Here is a 21,742-nt window from a genome sequence, read left to right as displayed (position 1 = left end):
TTGATCTGCATCAATCAAATTTTCAAGCCGCACTTCTACCATGGGCTCGCCTGTTCATTACGCCGGCTTTCAAGCTGCCAACCGTACCGGACCCTTGTCTGATTCCGGTTTTACTTGCCACATCATGGGAGTACCGATATGCCGTACCGTACGATAGCCGTTCATGTCAACGGGTCCCGCCTTACCAAGCATCGGGTGGTACTGGCTGCTCGGATAGCCGCGGAAAATGATGCGCATTTGATTGGTGTAGCGCCAACCGGCTTGCTGCCGGTGCTGTATTCAGGCGGCATGGTTCCCGGCGCAGCGCCGGTATTGGAAGCCTGCTTGACATACATGAAGGAAACCGCCGAGAAAGCGGTGGCTGAATTCGAACAGATTGCCGAACGCAATCATGTCCGATCTTTCGAGAAACGGCTTATCGAGGATGAATCAGGCGAAGCATTATCCCTGCAGGCACGCTATTGCGACTTGGTCATTGTCGGCCAATCCGACCCTGCGGAAACCGTGACCGGTGAACGCAATGACGTTGCCGAGTACACCTTGCTCAACAGTGGGCGCCCGATACTTGTCGCACCGTATGTCGATGACAATACTCATTTTGGGGAACGCGCGGTCATTGCCTGGGACGGCAGCCTGGCCGCCGCACGGGCGGTCAACGGCGCGCTCCCACTGCTGCGGGCAACACGCCAGGTGCAAGTCGTAATCTTCAACCCGGAGGTATCCCTGCGTGCGCACGGCGAGGAACCTGGAGCCGACATCGCCGCCTACCTCGTACGCCATGGCATCAACGTTGATGTTTCCAGGCAGAAGACTACACCGGACATCGATGTCGCCAATGCGCTGCTGTCCCATGTAGCTGACTTTGGCGCCGGCTTGCTCGTCATGGGCGGCTATGGCCGATCTCGCCTGAGCGAAATCCTGCTTGGCGGGACCACGCGCACGGTCCTGCAATCGATGACGGTACCCGTGCTCATTTCGCATTGAGTTTTATACCAATTGCACGCCATCGAGGCTTCAATCCGGATAGCTTGGCAACGTTTCTACCAATCCGAGGCGCACATGACGGTTCGCAACCTGAATTACCTGTTTCATCCGAAGTCGGTCGCCATCATCGGTGCGTCCAACAGGCCTCGCAGCGTCGGCTCCACCGTGCTGGAAAATATCATTCGCGCGGGATTCGCAGGGGACATCTATCCTGTCAATCCCAAGTATGAAGCGCTGTGCGGCCTCAAGGGCTACAAGGACATCGATTCCCTGCCCGGCGCCCCCGACCTAGCTATCATCTGTACGCCGCCTGCCAGTGTTCCGGACTTGATAGGCCAGCTCGGCGAACGCGGGACCCGCGCTGCCATTGTGCTTACCGCAGGATTGTCTGCCCACAAGGACTGGCGCGGCCGGACGATGAAGGAGCTAATGCTGGACGCCGCAAAGCCATACCTGTTGCGCATCCTGGGGCCGAACTGCGTCGGCATGCTGGTGCCTGGCATTCACCTTAACGCCAGCTTCGCTCATATTGATGCCTTGCCCGGCAAAATTGCATTCGTTTCTCAATCCGGAGCCATGGTCACCGGTGTACTCGACTGGGCCAGGTCGCGCAACATTGGATTTTCGAAGTTTGTTTCCCTTGGCGACAGCGCGGATGTGGATTTCGGCGACGTCATCGACTATCTTGCCAGTGACCCCGATACGCAAGCCATCCTGCTGTACATCGAAGCGGTCAGCTCGGCGCGCAAGTTCATGTCGGCAGCGCGTGCCGCTGCACGCAGCAAGCCGACACTGGTCATCAAGGCCGGCCGGGTCGCAGAAGGCGCGAAAGCGGCCACATCCCATACTGGTGCGTTAGCCGGCGCCGACGACGTGTACGACGCGGCAATCCGGCGTGCGGGCATGCTGCGAGTGTACTCGACCGAAGAACTGTTCGATGCGGTCGAGACTCTTGCCCGCCTGCGTCCGCTGTGCGGAGAGCGCCTGGCGATTCTTACCAATGGCGGCGGTCCGGGTGTGATGGCGACCGATACCCTTATCTCGTCCGGTGGCAAGCTCGCTCGCCTTTCCCCTGCGACACTGGAACGTCTTGACGCGGTATTGCCAGACAATTGGTCCAAGGCTAATCCGATCGATATCGTGGGTGATGCGCCCCCTGAACGTTACGCACAAGCCCTGAAAATCCTGTTGCACGACAAGGATGTCGATGCCATACTATTTATTCATGCTCCTACCCCGATCGTACCAAGCGTCGAGATAGCAACGACGCTGTCTCCGATCATCAAGCAATCGCAACGTAATGTATTGGCTTGCTGGCTGGGCGGCGAATCTGTAGCAGCCGCAAGAAGGACTTTCGCAGACATCGGTGTGCCGACCTACGATACCCCGGAAAAGGCAGTCGGTGGCTTCATGCAGATGGTCCGCTACCAGAGAAACCAGCGGCTATTGATGGAAGTACCGTCTGCCATATCGGACACGCGCCTTGAAGACAAGAAAAGCGCACGGGCCATTGTGGAGAAAGTCATTGCCGAGGGTCGGGAGCTGCTTTCGGAATGGGAAGCCAAGCAGGTATTGGCGGCTTACGGTATCCCGATTGTGGAAACCCGCACCGTCAATGATCCTGCCGCTGCCGGTCAAGTGGCACGAGACATCGGTTTTCCGGTCGCCTTGAAAATCCTCTCTCCCGATATCACCCACAAGTCCGATGTAGGCGGTGTCGTGCTGGACCTGGAGAGCGCTGAGGCGGTGACAGCGGCTGCCGAAAAGATGCATGGGCGGCTCCATGAGGTATATCCGCATGCGCGATTGGCAGGCTTCACGGTGCAGGCGATGGCGCGGCGGCCGGAGGGCCGCGAAGTCATTGTAGGTGTTGCAACGGACCCGGTGTTTGGACCTGTTATTCTGTTCGGGCAAGGCGGCATTGCGGTCGAGGTAACGGCCGATCGTGCTATTGCACTGCCGCCGCTTAACGGCGTGTTGGCCCGCGAGCTGATCTCACGTACACGCATCGCACGACTGCTTGGCGGCTACCGCAACCGTCGTCCGGCCGATATCGAAGCAGTCAGCCGCACGCTCGTACAGGTATCCGACATGGTGATCGACCTGCCCGAACTGCAGGAACTCGACATCAATCCGCTATTTGCGGACGCCGATGGCGTGATTGCGCTGGATGCGCGTATCTGCGTGAAACCGGTAAAAGGCAATGGATTGGAACGACTGGCCATCCGCCCATATCCGGCTGAGCTGGAAGAACGGGTTCAGTGGCAAGGCGCCGAGCTATTGTTGCGTCCGATCCGACCCGAGGATGGCGCTGCGCATGTAGCCTTCTTCAACGCGCTGGACGCGGAAGACGTCCGCTACCGGATGTTCATCCGCCTGCGTGAGCTTTCGCCTTCGCAGCTCGCGCGGCTGACACAGATCGACTACGACCGCGAAATGGCATTCATTGCCACGCGCAAGCTTGACACTGGAGCATGGGAAACCCTCGGTGTTGCACGCGTCGTTGCGGATCCTGACAACATTGAGGCGGAATTTGCGGTAATCGTTCGCTCCGATCTCAAGGGACAAGGATTAGGTTACGCACTGATGAGGAAACTGATTGTATATTGCACTCACCGGGGTACGCAGCGCATCGTCGGCGAGGCACTCAGCTACAACCATGGGATCCTCAATCTAGCGAGTACCCTTGGATTTGAAATCTCGCCTTCGACCGAGGGTGGGACAATGTCGATGAAGCTTGAATTGCCGCCGCAGTAAATCGAGTACCCTCGGCCACAACGACGTTGAAAACAATGGCGGTTGCATTGCAGACTATGCTTTGGCAAAGCATATAGATTTGACTGCTGGCATGCATGTGTCCGGATGGTGAAGGATGCTGAAATTCTTTATTTCATTAGCTTAGAAAGGAATCGTCATGTTCAAGTCCATACTTGTTCCAACTGATGGATCGCCGTTGGCGGAAAAAACCTTTGGACCTGCGATCGAAGCGGCCAAGACGAATAATGGAAAAATCGTGGCGATTTCGGTAGCTCATCCCTTTGTGTATCCATATCTAACCGAAGGATCCACGATCTCCAATTACAAGAAGGAAGTTGAGCACGATGCGCTTCGTCTCTCCAAACAATATGTTCAGCGTCTCGCCGACGAGGCGCAGAAACAAGGGGTGCCATGTGAAACGACGACGCCATGCTCAGTTGATCCCAGCGGAGAGATTATTGCAGCCGTGGAACGCTTTGGCTGCGATGTGATCTTCATTGCTTCTCACGGACGCAGAGGCATAAGCAAACTCCTGCTAGGCAGCGAAACGCAGCGAGTACTGGCAGACTCCCCGGTTCCAGTCATGGTCTTCCGTTAAGCAGCGTCCATGATCGTCTCGCTCTCTGGCTTTAGTCGCCCTTAATGGCAAAGAGGTTGCTGGTATCTTCAACCCCATAAGAGAGGAACATTCTGCCGAGAAGTAGTGAGGCGAATTAACGGGCGAATTTCCCATGTACGTCCGTTGCAAAGCGATAGACCCCTCTGCCTCTCCTCTCATGAGCTTGATGTCTCCGGGATGCCTTCTGATCGAACGTCGATACGACCCTGTCCTTTGCGTTCCTGCCCGGCGTTTTCAACTGTCAGCTGTTATTCAAAGTGATCAGCACAGATGTCAAGCAAGCGTCATTGGCTGTGCCAGGACGCTTTTAAATAAATTGACCTAGATCAATCAAATTTCGGGGCGCTACTTCTAACATCGCTTCCTGGCGACTGAGAGGCGTTGGCATAAGCCGCGTTTGTGCCGGACCAATGCACTACTCCGCCAACTCGGGCGTCGCCAAATGACATTATCATTCCTGCGTCGGGCCGGTCGGTATTCCGACACAGCCAATGCAGCCCTCCGTTGCCATTTGACTCTGTACGAAAGCAAGTATGTGCTTCAATCCTTCTCCCGAATCATCCTCGGAATCACTCGCGCTAGGTATCGCTTTCATGGATGAATCTCACCGCGCACTGCATGATAGGATTGACCATCTTTCATCAGTTGCCGATGCTGAATTCGCTGCGGCGCTCGAGTCATTGCTCAAGGACGTCCATGATCATTTCAAGGAAGAGGAGCAGGCAATGGAAGAAATTGGCTTCCCAGGAATCTCATGCCACCGCGACCAGCATGCCCAGGCGCTTAATGCGCTTCAGCAGGCTTGTCTGCGTGCCAAGGAAGGCGCAATTGCTGAGGGTCGGGAAATTGGCGGCCTTTTTTCCCAGTGGCTCCATTTCCATATTGCGACCATGGACAGGATGCTTGCATTGTTTCTGCAGCATGCTGAAGCTTCGGAGGCGGAGTGCGCCACCGCTTGAAATCGGCCCAGGGAATCAAAGCACTTTCCTTACCGCTCACGGCAGCATCCATGATCGAACGCAGATGTCGTGGTCTGCAGTTCCCAAGTACTCAAACGCATAGGACTGCGCCGACTCTTTTCGGGATACAGCGATGCCACTTCTTCCGACACGCCAGATAAGCTTAACCAGTACTCATACGACAATCGAAGACCTGCAAGCAATCTTTACCGGCACCTTGTTGGCGTCTATTGGTGTTACAGTGCTAAGCAAAGCTGGTCTAGTGACAGGAGGCATTGTCGGTGTCGCACTTTTATTTCACCAGCTGATCGGCATCAGCTTCGGTTTGTTTTTTGCTGCGATCAACCTTCCCTTCTACATTCTCGCGGTAAGAAAGAAGGGATGGGGCTTCACCATCAAGACGCTCGGCTCCGTGCTCCTGCTGTCGGCCTTCTGCGAGGCCATCCCAAGCTTGGTGCGCTTTGACGGCATTGATTTGATTTTCGCCTCGATATCCGGCGGTCTGCTCGCCGGCGTTGGCCTACTGATCCTGTTTCGTCACAATGCAAGTCTCGGCGGCTTCAACATTCTTTGCCTGTATCTGCAGGAGGCATTCGGCTTGCGTACAGGCTTTACGCAGCTGACGCTGGACTGCCTGGTATTGCTGCTGTTCGCGATGACGACCAGTATTCACACGGCCCTTATTTCGCTGATCGCGACAGTGATTCTAAATCTGACGCTCGCCAACAACCATCGCGCTGGCCGCTATACCGGAAAGAGTGCAGAACAGTGCTGACAAGACGTGGCCAGTCCACGTAGCCGGTTGCTCTCGGAAGCCTTCGAGATAAGCATCAAGTTCTAACGTCATACACGCCGCGATGCGAGTGCTGGGCAAAGACCTACAACAAGTCTCGGCTATATAACTATTGCCTTGAATGTCGAAAAATGCCCTTCTGCCAATAGTGTAGACAATCGGATTCTAAGGCCGCCCTCCCCAGCGCAGAAATCTTATGCGGCTGCTACTTGTTCAATTCCAGCCATTGGCATTTAGCCGACTAACTTCCGGACGCGACCCTTATGGATGTCTCAATTCTCCAGATATCGGACCCTCGGCTATTCAGCTTGAATTGTATGGTCCGGTTTGGCGACGCATGTTTGCTCGATAAGAGGTTACACGGCATAACAATGTACGGAGCGCAGACCGAAATTCGTACAGATCACCGTCCATATTAGCTCGCTCCCGTTCCTGTGACCCTACCCCGAGAAATGGACAAGATTGACTTCGGAAATCTAGCCCAATTTGCGATTGGGCGAAGGTGTATGGGCCGTGAAGGGGATCGCTGAAGCTGATCTGCCCAAAGCTGGTTTGGCACAAATGCAACGGTTACGGGTCAAGCTTGTTCCAATGGGAGAGTGATTGAAAATCGGCAGCCGTGGCCGATTCCTTCGCTATGTGCCGCTATCAACCCACCATGAAGCTGCACCAGTTGACGTGTGAGAGCTAATCCAATGCCTAAACCGCCTTGGGCTTGCGCCTTTTGGTTTTCCACTTGCTCGAACATATTGCAAACACGCTCCAACGCCGTGGGGTCAAGGCCGACTTCGTCGTCGATCACGCATATCTCGGCCCACGCGTCTCGCTGACTCAGCTCCAATCGAATGAGGCCTCGCGGCGGCGTGTATTTTGCGGCATTGTTGAGCAGATTTGACGCCATTTGCGCAACCCGCGTGGGGTCGGCCATTGCGATAATCGGACGGTCGAAACCGACCTCTTCGAAACATTGTCCACGCGACTCCATGAAAGAATTGCAAGCTTCGATTGCGAGCCGCAACGGTGTTCGCATGTCAATTCGCTCGAGTCGCAATCGAATCTCGCCGCGCTCGATGCGCGCCACGTCAAGCAAGTCGTCAATTAACACCACCATGTGGTTAATCTGCCTCTCGGCTAGCGCTCGAAGCCATTCCCGGTCCTTGGGATCGTCACCGCGCATCTGCAAAGCTTGCAACGCTCCTAGAACCGGCCCGAGCGGCCCGCGAAGCTCATGAGCCAAAATGGCTAGGAACTCGGACTTCTTGCGACTTTCAAGCGTAGCTGCGTCGGCACGTTCCTGGTCCAGTTGCTGCGCGCGCTTGCGGTCAGTCACATCGATAGAAACGCCCGAAAGCGTCACCGCGCGCCCTTGATCGTCTAGATCGCAACTTCCACGCACGTAAACCCAATGGATCGAGCCGTCGGGCCACACCGTGCGGTAATCGATGCCGAATTCGCCGCCGCATTCGATTGCTTGCGCCACGACAGCCTGCCAGCGTTCAAAGTCATCTGGATGCACCGAGGCCGCCAACTCCTCGTAAGTGAATTCGACATCGGGAGATCTGCCGTAATTTAATTTGCACTGGCCCGAGCACTCCATCCTTCCAGTCGAAAGGTCGATGTCCCAAGTCCCCATCCTCCCGCCATCCAGGGCCAGCCGAAGTCGCTGCTGTGCTCGGCGCAGAGCGCCAACGTCTTCAATGATGCCCATGGCTTGCGGGGGCAAGCCGTCGGATCCGTCGAAACGCGCCGTGCGCTCCTCAACTTCGCGCCAAGTCCCCGTCGCGTCGCGAAGCCGATATCCGAGCACGGCGCCTTTTGCGCCTTGAGCCCAATACGATCGAACGCGATCACGGTCGTCTGGATGGACGGCGTCGAGCCAACCAAAACCTGCGAGTTCGCTTTGAGCCTGCCCTGTCAGTTCGCTCCATGAGGGCTGAGGATCGTGAAAGGAGCCACCCAGGCTGCGTGTCCAGCGCGCCACGCCTGCGGCTCCGAGAGTCGACCAAAGCCGCTCCTTCCATGCCCACGCTATCCTGTGCGGCCAGACTCTGTGGCGCGTTCACAGTCGTCATGTTTGTCCTCGAAAATGCCGCTTTCGGCGGAAGAGCGCGCGTAATTGACATTATGACTGATTTTGGCGCACTGCCGAAAATTGGGATCGGGTATCGACGTTTGATCCATGACGACGAGCGGGAGTCTTCGGCCCATGCGGCATCCTGTGAATCCCGTGCCTACGCAGTGCGCGGTTCTAGCCAGCTTTCGCCTATGATGAAATTTCGACGAATGGCTGCGTCGACGCCCTATTTCGACATGCGACTTCGATCAGGGTAGCGTCGCTGATGACGGACGCCGGATAATGTTAAAGATCCGTCGCACACATGCTCTTGACGACCGCAATGTGAGTGTCTTGATAATAACGCTTTAGCCTTATTTTTTTGTAATGCGAAGCATAGAAAAGATGATCAGCGCCAGTACCGTACTCAAAACCGCAGTTGCTTCGTGTCCCATTCCGGCAGCACAGCCAATCGCTGCAGTCAGCCATATGCCGGCCGCCGTCGTGAGCCCATGGATTTCACTGGCTTCCCAGCGTTTCATAATGGCGCCAGCTCCAAGGAACCCTATACCGGCCGCCAACCCTTGGATCACCCTTGATACGTCTTCCACCGCCATCCCGGTCTGCAATGGAACTAGGACGAAAAGGGCAGCGCCCAAAGACACCATCATGTGCGTGCGTAGTCCCGCAGAGGCACCGATCGCCTCACGTTCATAGCCAAGTATTCCGCCCAAAATTGTAGCGACGAGCAGCCTGACGGAGACTCGCGTGATGTCGTTGATATTGGATAGATCGGAAAACTCATGTTGCAGGACTACTAAAATCTCTTGCCAAAGCATCCTATTTCTTCTCGCTGGATTGGAGTACGTTCGTATCTGTTTTTGAAGCCGCATCTGATCGCGCAACTCGACTTAGTTCTTCCACGATGTGCTTATCTCCTGGAGTAGTAGCGGGCGACCGTTTCAATTTCCTCGGGCGTCATTTGCCTGGCGATATTACGCATTTGTCCATGAATGTCATTGCTGCGCGTGCCATTGGCAAATGCCTGCAATTGTTCACGTATGTAGGAAGCAGAAGCGCCTTCCAGCAATGGACTCGCGTTTTTGTAATCGCTTCCCCCATGACAGGAAACACAAGGTGCAATATTGCGCATCGGTGCACCAATCTGAACGATCGCGGGAGCTCTCATCTGCTCCGCTAGGTCCGGTGGCGGCGCGACGCGTGGCAGATACGCGTAATAGGCAGACAAATCGCGCATGTCCTGGTCACTCAGGTCTCTGACATGGGGTGCCATCAGCTCGCTTTTGCGATGCCCTGACTTGAAGTCTCGCAGCTGCTTGTAGATCGCCTCGGGGTACTGCCCTGCCAGATTTGGCGTGTCGGCGCCGCTCATGCCGCGCGCGCCATGACACATCGTGCAGCGCATTGCCAACGTTGCGCCACGGCCGATCGACAAGCTATCAGAAGAAAGCATTTGTGGCGTCACAATGACTTCACTGGCACGTATAACCTTTTCTCCTCTATCACTTTCGCCTTGCGTGGCGATCGGCACACCTGCAGCACGGCATATAGCATCCCAGAGCCCTGCTATAGTTTGATTCCCCTGCCGATAAGGTACCCAAACAAAACCAATCAATCCAGCAATGAGAGCAATAGCAGCGACACCCACCACCGAATAAACGAACCAGGGATTCTTGAGAGAGAAGAGGCGCTCCGTGCTCATCGCTTGACTCCTACTGGTATCGCCGGAACTGATGTCTCTTTCATGCCGACTAACTTGGCAATCGGATAGCCGTAGTTCACCACCGTCAGTGCAATCATCAGTGTCAGCCACAGCGCAAAGCTGTTCAGGGCAATCGGAACAGTCTTCGGTTGATGTACCGGCATGCTAAAGCGAAATTCTGGCAATTCAATGCGTGATGCTCGGTGTCCGCGAAGAAGGATGACGATAAACAGGACTGCCGAGACAACGAGCAACAGACCACCGAGGAAGGTGATGATGACCGAAACGGCTTGGGGGGCAATGGCCGGGTCGCTGTAATCAAAATAGGCCATGCGACGCGGAATGCTGAGAATGCCCACATAGTGCCACGGGAAGGTCACCACGATCATTCCGACAAACCAAAGCCACAACTGAATACGCATGAGACGAATGCTCTCCAGCGCTTTTCCGGTTAGATGTGGCCAGAGATCGTAAGCGATGACAAAGTACATGATGACAATGGCACCACCGAAGATCAGGTGGAAGTGCCCGGTGATCCACTGAGTATTGTGTACGGTGAAATCCAGCTGATAGCTCATGTTGATGATGCCACCAGCGCCGCCGAAACCAAGGAGGATGAAGGAGAAGGCAATTGCCAGCATCATCGGGTTTTTCCAAGGCAGCGCCTTGACCCAGCCTAGAACTCCTTTCCCGCCACGCAGACGGGCTGCGATCTCTACGGATGCGGTAATCGTGAACACAGTGAGCAGCGTCGGTACTGATACCATCCCGGTAAAGATGGCGTGGAGGAATTTGAAGCCCTCACCTACCTGCGGGTCCTGGAAGACATGGTGGATGCCAATGGGCATGGAGAACACGAGGAAGAGCACAAATGCAACCCGGCCCATCGTGTCGCTATAGAGTCTGCCGCCGATTGCTCGTGGGATGATTGTATAAAACGCAATGTAGGCAGGGAACAGCCAGAAATACACAATGGCATGCAACGTCCATGAGAACAGGACGCGCGCCAAACCCGCATCAATGGTCGACTTGAAACCCAATGCAACGGGGAGTATTTGGAACAAAATTTCAAGCGAGGCGCCCACCGATGTCCAGGCCCATAGATACGCACCGGCCACATTGGCAAACATCGGAAGAGGGATCGGAACACCGGGATTGTCTTTCTTCCAAAGTCGCAAATTGATCGACATAAGCGCGACCCAGATCCAGGAACCGACAACCACCAATACAATGCCAATGTAAAAGAAAGCATTGGCGATCATTGGAGGATAGAAGGTGTACAGCACCGAAGCCAATCCCATTGCCACTGGCACCATGGCCACAACGGTGCCGATCACCAACAGGTAAAATCCTATCCAAGCCCACTTAATCCCTACTAGTGGCCGCTTCAACGACAGCTCGACGATCGCGTAGCCGAAGCCCATGGCTACCAGTGTAGGAAAAACGTAAGCCATTGCCGATCCATGCGCGGTGACGGACCGGTAATACAGCTCGGGATTGCTAAGGCCCGGGTGCAGAGGGCTGCGGACATACATCTGCCATTCGCCCAAAAGCAAGGCGATAAAGAATGCAATGAAGGCTACCCAGAAGTGTGCCAGAACAAGTCGCTTGCTATTGAACACAGCTCTGCCTCCGCTCGTTGCCTGCCTGCTTGAAGAAAGTCTCTTTGTCAATAACCTTCACCCTCGCCCACATTCCGGCGTGCCCTACCCCGCAAAACTCATGGCAAGGCATGACATGCATGCCTGGCTTCTTGAATCTGGTGTCAAATGTAGAGATGTAACCCGGTTCCAGCATGACGTTGACATTGGTCTCGGCAATAATGAATCCATGGATAACATCGGCGCTGGTGACGCGGAACTTCACCGGCGTCTGATCCGGTACAAGAATGCATTGTGGTGTGAAGGAGTACTGCTGGCCGACTATTCGGACGGTGACCGAGCCATCCGGTTCAACGGCCGAACCCAGATTGTCTTCGGTGAATTCTCCTGCCAGGTGAAGCGTTGAAGGGTTGATCGTTTCGACATTCTTGGTTGGCATCATGACGAAGTGCAGACTCGTGTACGCGATCATTCCAAGCAATAGCGCAATGATTCCAATCACAAAAATGGCCCAGCGCGTTTCCGCCCTGGCGGCGACCTGTTCACTGCGGTGATGCATCGCTTCGTTGGTGTTCGGCATAGGCAGCTCAGGTTCTCGGGATGAAAACAAAGAAGTAGAAGGCAAACCAGATGGCGAGGACGATCAGGACCGCAGTTCCTGCAACGGCGAGTGCTCCTCCGGGCCCCTGGCTGACGATTTCATCGACAGCCTCCTGGTTGGTCTCGGGTATTCCAATACGTGTTTCGGGCGGCTCGTAAATCATGAAGGCAGTCACTCCAAGGTTGCGGAACGCAGTTCATTGGCTTCACGCGGGCTGACAGGGGTGCCCCGGTTGCCCCAGGCTGTTCGGATATAGGTCACAACTGCTGCCACCTCGACATCGGAAAGCTCCTGTGCGAAAGGTGGCATTCCGTAAGGCATGGGATTTTTCTTTGTGCCAGGCGGATACCCACCATTGAGCACCATCCGGATCGGATTGACCGCAGAAGTCATTTCGATGGACTGGTTATTGGCCAGCGGAGGATAGTGAGGCGGCATGCCCCTGCCATCCGTGCCGTGGCAGGTAGCGCATTTCGCTTCATAGACCCGCCGGCCATCGATGGAGAGCTGCGTCGCTTCTGGATTGTTGATGAGCGGACTTGGACCCCGCTCGGTAGTCTCCTTGTCGGGTATGTCTTTCAAGTACACCGCCATCGCCCTGATATCGTCATCCGTCAGATGTTGAAGGCTGTTGTAGGTAACTTCCGCCATTGGGCCGTAAACAGTCCCACGCCGGGAAACGCCAGTCTGGAGCAAGTCCATAATGTCCTTGATGTCCCACTCTCCCAAGCCGGCTTCCTTGTTCGAAGTCAGAGAAGGCGCGTACCAATGCTGCATCGGAATGAGCCCTCCCTGAAAGGCTTTGGCTTCCGATGAACCGCCGAGCGCATTGATGGGGGTATGACACATTGCGCAGTGCCCAAGCCCCTGCACCAGGTAAGCACCGCGATTCCATTCAGCAGATTTCGCCTTGTCCGGCTGGTACTCGCCTTCCTGGAAATACAAAGTCCGCCAGCCGATCAACAGGCTGCGATTGTTATAAGGGAAGCGCAGGTCATGCGGCCGGTTTTGCTGCACGACCGGTGGAACCGACATCAGGTAGGCAAAGATGGCGTCCGTATCTTCACGAGTGACCTTGGTGTAGGACGCGAAGGGCATGGCCGGATACAGCAACGAGCCATCGCGGGAACGCCCGGTGTGCATCATCTTGTAAAAATCATCGGCAGTCCATTTGCCAATGCCGGTTTTCGGATCGGGCGTAATATTGGGAGCGTACAAAGTGCCGAATGGCGTAGGCATGGGCCTGTTGCCGGAGAAGATTTTTTGTCCGGGCACGGTGTGGCATGCGATACAGTCCCCGGCCGCTGCCAGATACTTGCCCTTCTCAATTTGTGCGGGTGATGCGCTACGTCCTGGTTTGGCGGTTTGGGCTTGTGCAGCACCCAGCAAAAGAAGAACTGCGAGTGCCGCCATGGTCGCAGCTACACTTCTGGCTTGGGTACGGATGACCGACGATAGCACCTTACTTCTCCTCATCATGGCTTTTGGCTCCCGCATGCAAGAGGCAGCCGTTCAGAGGACTGCTTGGCTGGTTCCGTATTTGCAGGAATCGGCATTGCGGCAAGCCACGCGGAGGCCGCTGCGACGTCCTCTTCCGTCATCCTGGCAGCAATCAACTGCATGCAATCCGGCGCAATCGCTGTACGTGTACCATAGCGCCACGCGCCAAGCTGGGCGCTGATGTAATCGGGCCGCAGGCCGATTAGCCCGGGAATGCCTGGCTCCCGGCCACTTAGGTTTGTACCGTGGCACGTGGCACACGCGGGAATATTCTTACCTGGATCGCCCTTGGTGACGAGCGTCTGGCCACGCATAAGAACCGACTGCGATACTGCTGGAGGCCCCGGGTTTTCGTATGGCTCACGTGCGTCAGCATAATACTGGGCCATTTTCATCAGATACTCATCCGGCAGATACGCAAGAAGATAATTCATCGGCGCGTACTTGCGTCGTCCTTCGCGGAAGGCGACAAGCTGGTTGTACAAATAGCCAGCCGGCTTGCCGGCAAGACGCGGGAAATAAACATTATTCGTTCCGCGGCCGTTTTCGCCATGACATGAGACGCAGCCGCGAACACGCTCTTTCATTGTGTCCGGGGGTAACGGGGTAGGTTGGGATGTAACTGACTGAGCGACGCTGGCACTTGATGAAAGTGCCGCCATTGAATAAAACAGAAGTCCGAAAACTTGTGGCTTCACGCATTGCCTCCACCAGAGATGCAAGCAGCTTGGTTGACTGCTTTGTTATAACACCTGCAATTCCCGGTAGACCCTACTATGGATCAAAGATTCTTTTGGGTTTAAAGAATTTTGCTATCTTTGATTTGACTCAACGGAGTGGACATCCTCAACGTTATCGACATCCCGTTTCAAGAAACGAGATAGGGTGCTTCCGGATGCATTCTGAGGATACAAAATCGCCTGGACCTTCTACAAGGCCCCAATCCACCTCGTCATATAGAAGCAGTCTGCGTATGCAGCTCGCGGTTATATGTCTCCAGCAATTCGGCATATCTGAGATTGCATCAATCTTTCAATGAATTCGAGTGGATTGTCTAAGTCAATATTATTATGAACATAACGTATCGTTAAAGAATATTGAAGCCGCTCCCATTATTAATGGCGATGAGGGTTTTAAAACCATATTTTGTCTTGGTCAATTGAATGGGAGCGACTGTCACTACGGTGGCGCTGCGCCCACATGCTACGTCATCTGCCAGTTGTGTGTATGCGCCCGGCGATAACGCATTACAACCTACCAATGTGTAGTCTGATCGTTTTTATCGATCTCTTATGAGAGATCGATGGAACATCTTCAACCGAACAGCGGTCCGTATGCTTTCTGACATACGGTCGTCCTGAAGCGTAAAGCTATCGTCACATAGGACACGGTCAGTATTCACCAAATCCGAAATTATCAATATTGCAATGGAAAAAGACCATAACGTTGATGAACAGCTCGCACGTATAGAAGATTTTGGCGACTGGCTGCGGCACGCCGCGCCACCTTGGACTATTTCACGGCCCGAAGTGCATCGCACGGAATCTGGAGTTGCATACATTACTTTTTCCCTTTGTCGCCAAGGGTTAGCCGTTGGTTTGTGTGATTCGCCCGAAGATGCTTTGGCAAAAATCCGAGACGACCACCTGTTCGCCTTATACCTACAGCGTGCCTATGGACTGCTTATGCTGGATAAGAAAAGCCTGCTTGAAGTCGAGCGTCATTGACGATGTGCAACGATGTCTAACCTTTGCCGACTGTGGTGCTGCGGAACACCTGATTGATGGTGTTACCTAATACCAATCCCAAGGCATAACATGCCATGAGATTGCGTCTTTTTCCGCCTGCCCGCGTTGCGCTCGTCATCCATAGCCCCGCTATGGACTCCTCCCACGCCTTGCCAGACGAAAAAATCCATCGATCCCATCTGTCACGTTATGCCTTGGGATTGGTATTAGGTGTTGCTAACAGCGAAGTTAATGACAGTAAATGTGACTGCCGCCTTACGACGCATATGTGTTACTGCTTCCTGCATTGCGCGCGGTCTCTACGTCAATCAACAGATCAGTCATCCGGTAGACCAACATCAGTGGAGACACCGGCTTACTGAACACGTGCGTATTGCCAACCTTCGGGGGTGAATCTGTCGCATAAGCCGTCACGATAGTTGCAGGAACGTCCCGTTGGCGCTCTCTTATGCGATTGATGAGCTCGTCGCCATCCATACCCAACATACGGAAGTCGGTCACCCCCCCATCGATGGATCATCGCCGATGGCCTGCAAAGCCGCTTCTCCACTATGGGCTGCTGTCACGCGAAAGCGCCGTGCCTCGAAGCTCTTGCGGAACAAATAGACGATCTCTTTAGCATCGTCCACGATCAGAATATGTCTCATGGATTACGAGAAAGTTAGAGCTTCAGCCAGTACAGCAGCGCAACTAACAATACCGCGAGAACACAGAGACCGAGACCGGAAAACAGAAACGTCAGAAATTTGGTAAGCATGATGCCTGCGGTGAACCTAATGGCATGCTTCACAGGTCCTGGCGGCACGCCTGGGCATCCGGCGCCTGTGGTTGCCCAAGCGTGCGCCGGAACTCAACCCGATGGACACGTTATGGGGACAAGGAGAGGATGCGATCTGCGCGAATAAACAGTTCACCTCAATCGACGATCAGGTCGCAGCGTTCATCAACCACCTCAATGGGCTATCGAACCAAGAAGCACTGCAAACCTCAGGCGTGCGCTCACGCAAATTCTGGCTCAGGCGCACAGTGGAAAAGAATATTTGTCCACCTGCTTAGTGAACACTTACACATTTGCTTTTGGAAGATACACAATGAATTCGGAACCTTGGTCAATACCCGCGCTTCTCGCTTCAACGTGCCCGCCATGCAAGTCCACGAGTTTATGTACCAATGCCAAGCCAATTCCCAGGCCACCTGGGCCAACTTGGGAAGGGTTCCTCACTTGCATGTACATGTTGAATATATTCTTCAACATGTTGTCAGATATGCCTATCCCGTTGTCTGTGATTCTGGTGATGTAGCCATGAGCGTTCGCTTCTAGGGTGACCTGAATCAAACCACCAGTGGACGTGAATTTCGCAGCATACGCATAATGTCAATAAATTACCAAAAAGAAACTTTCATAAATCTGGTTCTAACCCTTCCGTTTTAACTTACGAGGGACCGAAGCACATTTTATGGCAAGTTGATGCCAATGAGCGCCGCTGCAACCTTCACCCCCTCATACGCTGGCTTGAGGTTTGCTGCGGTGCTGACCGTACCGCTCACCGCCGTCCCAACGGTTTCCAGATACGACTTCAACTTGGTCTGATTTGGCTTCGGCTTAGCAGCCTCTGTTGCCCCATCATCGACAATCTCAATAATCTCACCCTTGTCATGAGCGGCAAGACGATCGATTTTTGCCAATTCTGCTTTCAAATTGTTCAGTGCAGCGATAAGTTGGGGATGCGCCCCCTGTTCAACATTCTGATGAACATTTGCTACCGAGTTTGCTCCAGTTTGGAAGCTTCCGATTGCCGATTGTTGAAACGAGTAGTTTTGGACGACATGTGGGATTGGTGACGCAGATTGACGATTTGCCAAACTGACAATATACAAATCAATCTCACCCTCCAAACGCTCGCGTGCGTTAAGACAGGCGACTCCAATTCTTTCGAAGCGTCGGTCGTCTCCGCCCATCCCCATCCGTCCTGCTTGGCGCTTGAGCCTGCCTTCAAGATTGCTTTGAAGTTCCTCATTCAAGTAGCGGCCGACAAACTGTATCGACCCAGCCGAATCTGCTCAGATCATGCTGCTAAAGCGAATGCCTCAGCAGGCGTTTTCATGCCCAGCGCTTGATGCGGACGCCGCGTGTTATAGAAGCCGATCCAGTCTGCAATGACCCGGCTCGCATGCTGCAGCGTCTCGAACCGATGGCGGTGTACACATTGCTCTTTCAGTGTACGAATCACCCGTTCCACCATGCCGTTCTGCTCCGGGCAATGCGGTGTAATGAATTCCTGCTTCAAACCATAGCTTCTGACCAGCGCTGTGTAGCTGCGGCTGGTGAAGACGAGGCCGTAGTACATGCAGAATGTCAGCCATCAAGAGTAGGAGCATCCTTCTGTTTGTCCGTTTACCGAAGGAGGAACCTGAGATGGCTGACACCACAAATGCTACACCTGCGCTCAATCTAGTGGCAATCGACATTGCTCGCTATTGGAATTATGTCCTGCTGGAAACCGCGGCTGGCAAACTTCACCGCTTCAAGATGGGCAATACTGCGGTTGACTATGACCGCCTGATTGGCTTTCTTCAATCATTATCCGGCCCATGTCGCGTTGGTATAGAGCCTACGGGAGACTATCACCGTCCCATCGCATATCGTCTTCTGATGGCGGGATTTGAAGTCGTTGGAATCAACTCGGTTGCTGTTGCCCGCTATCGTGATGCCATGTTCAATTCCTGGGACAAGAACGATCCGAAGGATGCTGCGGTGATTCTAGAGATGCTGCGCCGTCAGGCCTATCAACGGTATGTTGATCCTATGGTGGCTGGCACTCATGATTTGCAGGAAATCGCCAAGACCTATTACCAGGTATCACGCGCACGTACGAAGGCACAGAACTCACTGATCAATCATGGACTACCGCTTTACTTTCCAGAGATGCACCGCTATTGGGCGACTACCCGCAATGAATGGTTTATCCGTTTTCTCATTGGATTTCCAACTCCCGCTCATGTAAGGTCGCTTTCGCAGGAGGCCTTTGTGCTGGCAGCATGGGATCTGGTCGGTCGCAAAGTGAATAAGCAAGCCAAGCTTGAGGAGATATGGGAGATCGCCGGTTCGAGTGCCGCGCTGCCTCACGCTCCTGATTCACTGGCGGTAGAGATGTTTCGCGTGACTCTGAAGCGCTATCAGGAATTAAATCAGTTAAGGGCCAGTATCGAAGAGCGCGCGGAACAAGTACTTGCAGGTAATGAGGCCTTCGAACATCTCAAGACATTACCCGGGGTAGGTCCTGTTATTGCTCTAACGATTCTGGCTGAAGCTGGAGACGTTAAACGCTTTGCCCATCATCGGCAGTTCCTAAAGTACTGTGGCTTTGATCTGGCCAAGCAGCAATCAGGAAATCAACGTGGCCGCGAACAATTATCCAAGCGAGGTAACGCCCGCTTGCGTCTGGCTTTCTGGCTCGCCGGCGCAGGCGCAGTACGTATGCGTGAGAACTCGTTTCGAGACAAGTACGAGCGTTATATCAAGGCTGATCCCAAGAATGCGGACTTGCGTAGAAAGGCGCTTACCGCAGTCGCAGCCAAGATGGCACGCGTAGCCTACAGTATCGTCAAGACGAACCAGCCGTATCGGCAGTTCTTTGAACAAGCTTTACCCAGTGGATCGATCCCTCACTCAGTTGCCGTTGGAGCGCATGCGACTCCGTAGATAATGCTCGGACCTTCCACTGGGTTCCCTATGCTGTTTTAGGTACGGTGAAGATCGTGGCGGCAATTGCTTCGAATCTTGTGTCTACTATGGTCAGGCAAGGATCTCACTACGTGGAAGAACACTGGACTGTTGTGCCTGCTCTTTGTAGCTGCCAAACGGCTAATTCCGCTTGGCCGGGATACTTTTACCTTTTTAGCCGATACCTCTTGCATTTAGTACGTTATCGGAGCGAAGCAGAAACGGCACTGGCACACGCCCCAAGGTCCCGTAGCGGGCGATCAATGCTTGTTCCAGCGCCGATTCGGCGGTCTTGGCCTTGCCAGAGCGGGACAGGTGCCAGCCAAGCAGCTCCCTGGTATGGCAATCGATCACCAGGGCCAGCACTGCCCAGCCATCTCGACCAGCCCAGACCCGACACAAATCCGTCGCCCAACGCTCGTTCGGTGCCTTAGCCACCGAGGGTAACGCTTGCACCCGCGGTCGGAAGCCGATGGGTCGCTTTTTGACTTGCCAGCCCTTGAGCTGGAAGATGCGCTGCACGGTGTTCTTGTTGAAGTCCAGCAGGTGCGCCACCGTGCGATAACCGAAAGACGGATTCTCGTCGATCATGGCCTTGATCGGGCCGGCGAAACGGTCCTGGACCTTCGGTGCCGACCTAACTGGCTTGTAATACACCGTTCTGCGCGGCACGCCGAACCACTGGCAGATCTTGCTGATCGAGACGGTAAAGCCGTCTTCCTTGAGTCCCTGGCGGATCGTCTCGATCACTTCTCGTCCTCGCCCAGCAGGGACTGCAGCTTTTTTCGAGCACGCAATTCAAGCATTGCCTCGCCGTAGGCCTCCTGCAGTTCCTTGATCTGCCGCTCATACTGTTCCTTGACGTCCAGCGGCTTGGCGCGCAGTGCGTTTTCCAGGCCTTTGCGTCCTTCGTCAACCCATTCTTCGATTTCTGAAGGCGGGATGTCGAACGCTCGGCTGGCTTCAGCCACGCTGGTTTTACCCTGAATGATTTCGGTAACCAACGCAGCCTTGCGCTTGGCGGTCCACCGTTTGAATTCTTCTTCCATCGTCATGCTCATGTGATTCCCTTTCGTGATTATCACCTGAGCAGGTTTTCAGTGGGTCGTTACACATAGCTGTATGTTTGCACAGACTCCCCAGCCACCACGGCTGCGTGAATCAGCTGCTCAAACAAAAAGCCCGCGTCCATTGAGAAAGACGCGGGCTTCCGTGCTCATAAGAGCTCTTGGCGGTGAGAATGGCTGCTGTCGTGAGATCTAGCAGTTCACTCAAATGACTTCAGTTCAAAAGGGCATTACTTCATGAAAAGCAAGTTAGGACTACAGGTTGGGAAGGCTATAAAAAATTCGATTTTCTACATGACTTATACAAAAGCCGCGACGTCTACGTTGAAACGTTCGGCAAGAGCCTTTGCTAGTCGCTTACTAATCTCGCGTCGACCGGCGAGTATGTCACTGATTAAAGTGTGCGACGCAATTTCACCTAAATCTTTCTGTTTGAGATTATTGGTCTCTAGCAGATGACGTAGTACGTCGCGCGGTTCTACATCTGGAATCACCACATTTTTTGATTCCCAGTCACCAATAAGTTGCAAGACGAGTTCAAACATCGAGAAAAGAGGATGACTCTCATCATCCCCTACCTCGTCCGCCAACTTATCGGCGAGTGCGTGAATTCGCTCAAACTCAACGTTGTCCCGAATTGGACGAAGCTGAGTTATGGATTGAACAGCGTTCCACGCGTTGGCGAGCTCTGAGAGCCTGCCACGGTTCGTGTTCACGTTAATTACCCCCGATTTTTCCTATTCCAGAGGTCGTACTCCTTATGGAGTAAGACCTCTCGGATGTACATTATTTGCGTGTTGTAATGAATTACGCAAATGACCCGATATTTGTTACCACCGACATCAAAGATTGTGTACTTGCTGGGTACATAATCTGCCGATCCAAACGTCTGCTTTAGTTCGTTGAAGTCTTTGGCTTTGCAGTTTGATGCGATCTTATACCATTCTCGCATCACCCTTTCTGCTTCAGGATGCCGCGCCCAAAAAGCCGCCAGCGAACTTTGTGCCATCACCCGCATACCTTCCCCTTGTAACTAGTAGAACATTAACCATTCGCTTCTCCCTTTCATGTTGAAGTTGGAAATGCCGCCAAGCATTTCCGCCCTGAGAGGCCAGTTCCTCCACATTCCACACCTGGCTCACTCTTGCAGCAAGTATATACGCAATTTGCGAACTTCGCAAACTGCGAAGTAGACCTCACTGTTGTTTCTTATGCGATTCTATTTTTGATAATATTCCTCGATGGAATGTCATGTAGTTCAAAGTCAGCCTCAAGTACTAAAACATTCTGACTTTTGAGTACGTGAGTAAATACTCGACCAGCGAGGACTGGTACAGTCGAACAAAAGAACAGTAGAAGAATAGATGTGGCACCGAATCTAGCAATAGTTGGGGCAGCTGGCCGAATGGCTAACTATGTAAAGATTGCCAAGGCGAGCGCCGGCGCAGGGGGGTGAAATCGGGCATGTATGTAAGCTCCAGTGTTAGGGGTCCCCTCGTTTTTAGTGCAGATAACGACGGTAGGCAGACCTAGCATTTATGCCAGTTTGCGGGAAGCATTTTCCAAATAATCCCATTGAATCAATAACTTGCTGTCTAACCCTCTTTCCCGCT

22 protein-coding genes and 1 pseudogene are annotated in these 21,742 nt (G+C 53.8%); 7 read left to right on the top strand and 16 right to left on the bottom strand.

Annotation, left to right across the window (positions count from 1 at the left end; all coding sequences use genetic code 11):
* Window positions 1–333 precede the first annotated feature (333 nt).
* The 5 genes from FH061_RS28670 (at window position 334) to FH061_RS28650 (ending at window position 6,094) form a co-directional block, all read left to right on the top strand.
* A complete protein-coding gene (locus tag FH061_RS28670) occupies window positions 334–984 on the top strand; it encodes a universal stress protein (RefSeq protein WP_225984955.1) in 651 nt (216 codons plus the stop codon).
* 75 nt (window positions 985–1,059) lie between these two features.
* The gene (locus FH061_RS28665; protein WP_151639253.1) at window positions 1,060–3,741 is read left to right on the top strand and encodes a bifunctional acetate--CoA ligase family protein/GNAT family N-acetyltransferase; all 2,682 of its coding nucleotides are present in this window, start codon (window positions 1,060–1,062) and stop codon (window positions 3,739–3,741) included.
* A gap of 157 nt (window positions 3,742–3,898) precedes the next feature.
* Window positions 3,899–4,339, top strand: a complete 441-nt coding sequence (locus FH061_RS28660) for a universal stress protein (protein WP_151639252.1) — start codon at window positions 3,899–3,901, stop codon at window positions 4,337–4,339.
* Between the two features lie 554 nt (window positions 4,340–4,893).
* Entirely contained in the window at window positions 4,894–5,319 is a 426-nt protein-coding gene (locus FH061_RS28655) for a bacteriohemerythrin (protein WP_151639251.1), read from the top strand.
* Between the two features lie 133 nt (window positions 5,320–5,452).
* Window positions 5,453–6,094: a YitT family protein gene (locus tag FH061_RS28650; RefSeq protein WP_151639250.1), complete on the top strand. Its 642-nt coding sequence runs from the start codon at window positions 5,453–5,455 to the stop codon at window positions 6,092–6,094.
* 595 nt (window positions 6,095–6,689) lie between these two features.
* On the opposite strand, the gene FH061_RS28645 is transcribed toward FH061_RS28650, so the two are convergent.
* The 8 genes from FH061_RS28645 to FH061_RS28615 form a co-directional block, all read right to left on the bottom strand.
* Window positions 6,690–8,093 carry a PAS domain-containing sensor histidine kinase gene (locus tag FH061_RS28645; protein WP_151639249.1) on the bottom strand — a complete coding sequence of 468 codons (1,404 nt, stop codon included), beginning with the start codon at window positions 8,091–8,093 and terminating at the stop codon, window positions 6,690–6,692.
* A 446-nt stretch (window positions 8,094–8,539) separates the two neighbouring features.
* The gene (locus tag FH061_RS28640; protein WP_151639248.1) at window positions 8,540–9,004 is read right to left on the bottom strand and encodes an MgtC/SapB family protein; all 465 of its coding nucleotides are present in this window, start codon (window positions 9,002–9,004) and stop codon (window positions 8,540–8,542) included.
* A 92-nt stretch (window positions 9,005–9,096) separates the two neighbouring features.
* Complete coding sequence (locus FH061_RS28635) at window positions 9,097–9,888, bottom strand: c-type cytochrome (protein WP_151639247.1); 792 nt, start codon at window positions 9,886–9,888, stop codon at window positions 9,097–9,099.
* Window positions 9,885–11,510, bottom strand: a complete 1,626-nt coding sequence (locus tag FH061_RS28630; protein WP_151639246.1) for a b(o/a)3-type cytochrome-c oxidase subunit 1 — start codon at window positions 11,508–11,510, stop codon at window positions 9,885–9,887. The genes FH061_RS28635 and FH061_RS28630 overlap by 4 nt, the downstream gene beginning before the upstream one ends.
* On the bottom strand, window positions 11,500–12,069 hold the full coding sequence (locus tag FH061_RS28625; RefSeq protein ID WP_151639245.1) for a cupredoxin domain-containing protein: 570 nt from the start codon (window positions 12,067–12,069) through the stop codon (window positions 11,500–11,502). Before FH061_RS28625 ends, FH061_RS28630 begins: the two co-directional genes overlap by 11 nt.
* A 7-nt stretch (window positions 12,070–12,076) precedes the next feature.
* Window positions 12,077–12,253: a hypothetical protein gene (locus FH061_RS30790; protein ID WP_192805316.1), complete on the bottom strand. Its 177-nt coding sequence runs from the start codon at window positions 12,251–12,253 to the stop codon at window positions 12,077–12,079.
* An 8-nt stretch (window positions 12,254–12,261) separates the two neighbouring features.
* On the bottom strand, window positions 12,262–13,503 hold the full coding sequence (locus FH061_RS28620) for a c-type cytochrome (protein ID WP_151639244.1): 1,242 nt from the start codon (window positions 13,501–13,503) through the stop codon (window positions 12,262–12,264).
* 62 nt (window positions 13,504–13,565) lie between these two features.
* Window positions 13,566–14,252: a c-type cytochrome gene (locus FH061_RS28615; RefSeq protein ID WP_151639259.1), complete on the bottom strand. Its 687-nt coding sequence runs from the start codon at window positions 14,250–14,252 to the stop codon at window positions 13,566–13,568.
* Between the two features lie 765 nt (window positions 14,253–15,017).
* Here FH061_RS28615 and FH061_RS28610 point away from each other — a divergent pair.
* The gene (locus tag FH061_RS28610) at window positions 15,018–15,317 is read left to right on the top strand and encodes a hypothetical protein (protein ID WP_151639243.1); all 300 of its coding nucleotides are present in this window, start codon (window positions 15,018–15,020) and stop codon (window positions 15,315–15,317) included.
* A 518-nt stretch (window positions 15,318–15,835) separates the two neighbouring features.
* Here the strand turns inward: FH061_RS28610 and FH061_RS30785 are convergent.
* The 4 genes and pseudogenes from FH061_RS30785 to FH061_RS28590 all read right to left on the bottom strand — a co-directional run bounded on the left by FH061_RS30785 (window position 15,836) and on the right by FH061_RS28590 (window position 17,686).
* Window positions 15,836–15,985, bottom strand: a complete 150-nt coding sequence (locus tag FH061_RS30785) for a hypothetical protein (protein ID WP_192805311.1) — start codon at window positions 15,983–15,985, stop codon at window positions 15,836–15,838.
* Window positions 15,986–16,401: 416 nt separating this feature from the next.
* Window positions 16,402–16,689 (bottom strand): annotated as a pseudogene (locus tag FH061_RS31950) (sensor histidine kinase); the annotation flags it as partial.
* Between the two features lie 104 nt (window positions 16,690–16,793).
* Window positions 16,794–17,360 (bottom strand): hypothetical protein, encoded by a 567-nt coding sequence (locus tag FH061_RS28595; protein WP_151639240.1) that lies wholly within the window; start codon window positions 17,358–17,360, stop codon window positions 16,794–16,796.
* A gap of 44 nt (window positions 17,361–17,404) precedes the next feature.
* The gene (locus FH061_RS28590) at window positions 17,405–17,686 is read right to left on the bottom strand and encodes an integrase core domain-containing protein (RefSeq protein ID WP_225984951.1); all 282 of its coding nucleotides are present in this window, start codon (window positions 17,684–17,686) and stop codon (window positions 17,405–17,407) included.
* A gap of 68 nt (window positions 17,687–17,754) precedes the next feature.
* Here FH061_RS28590 and FH061_RS28585 point away from each other — a divergent pair, with 68 nt between their 5' ends.
* The gene (locus tag FH061_RS28585; protein WP_151639239.1) at window positions 17,755–19,041 is read left to right on the top strand and encodes an IS110 family RNA-guided transposase; all 1,287 of its coding nucleotides are present in this window, start codon (window positions 17,755–17,757) and stop codon (window positions 19,039–19,041) included.
* Window positions 19,042–19,236: 195 nt separating this feature from the next.
* Here FH061_RS28585 and FH061_RS28580 read toward each other — a convergent pair whose 3' ends face one another.
* From FH061_RS28580 to FH061_RS28565, 4 genes are all read right to left on the bottom strand, one after another.
* Window positions 19,237–19,812 carry a DDE-type integrase/transposase/recombinase gene (locus FH061_RS28580; RefSeq protein WP_151639238.1) on the bottom strand — a complete coding sequence of 192 codons (576 nt, stop codon included), beginning with the start codon at window positions 19,810–19,812 and terminating at the stop codon, window positions 19,237–19,239.
* Window positions 19,809–20,147 carry a transposase gene (locus FH061_RS28575; RefSeq protein WP_225984950.1) on the bottom strand — a complete coding sequence of 113 codons (339 nt, stop codon included), beginning with the start codon at window positions 20,145–20,147 and terminating at the stop codon, window positions 19,809–19,811. The genes FH061_RS28580 and FH061_RS28575 overlap by 4 nt, the downstream gene beginning before the upstream one ends.
* Window positions 20,148–20,428: 281 nt before the next feature.
* Window positions 20,429–20,845: a helix-turn-helix domain-containing protein gene (locus FH061_RS28570; protein ID WP_225984949.1), complete on the bottom strand. Its 417-nt coding sequence runs from the start codon at window positions 20,843–20,845 to the stop codon at window positions 20,429–20,431.
* Window positions 20,846–20,850: 5 nt separating this feature from the next.
* Entirely contained in the window at window positions 20,851–21,081 is a 231-nt protein-coding gene (locus FH061_RS28565; RefSeq protein WP_225984954.1) for a type II toxin-antitoxin system HigB family toxin, read from the bottom strand.
* Window positions 21,082–21,742: the final 661 nt, after the last annotated feature.

Source organism: Noviherbaspirillum aerium (genome assembly GCF_008929045.1).
Lineage (GTDB): Bacteria > Pseudomonadota > Gammaproteobacteria > Burkholderiales > Burkholderiaceae_D > Noviherbaspirillum > Noviherbaspirillum aerium.
Note: the sequence above shows the minus strand (reverse complement) of the source record. Positions and strands in the feature narration are given on the sequence as shown.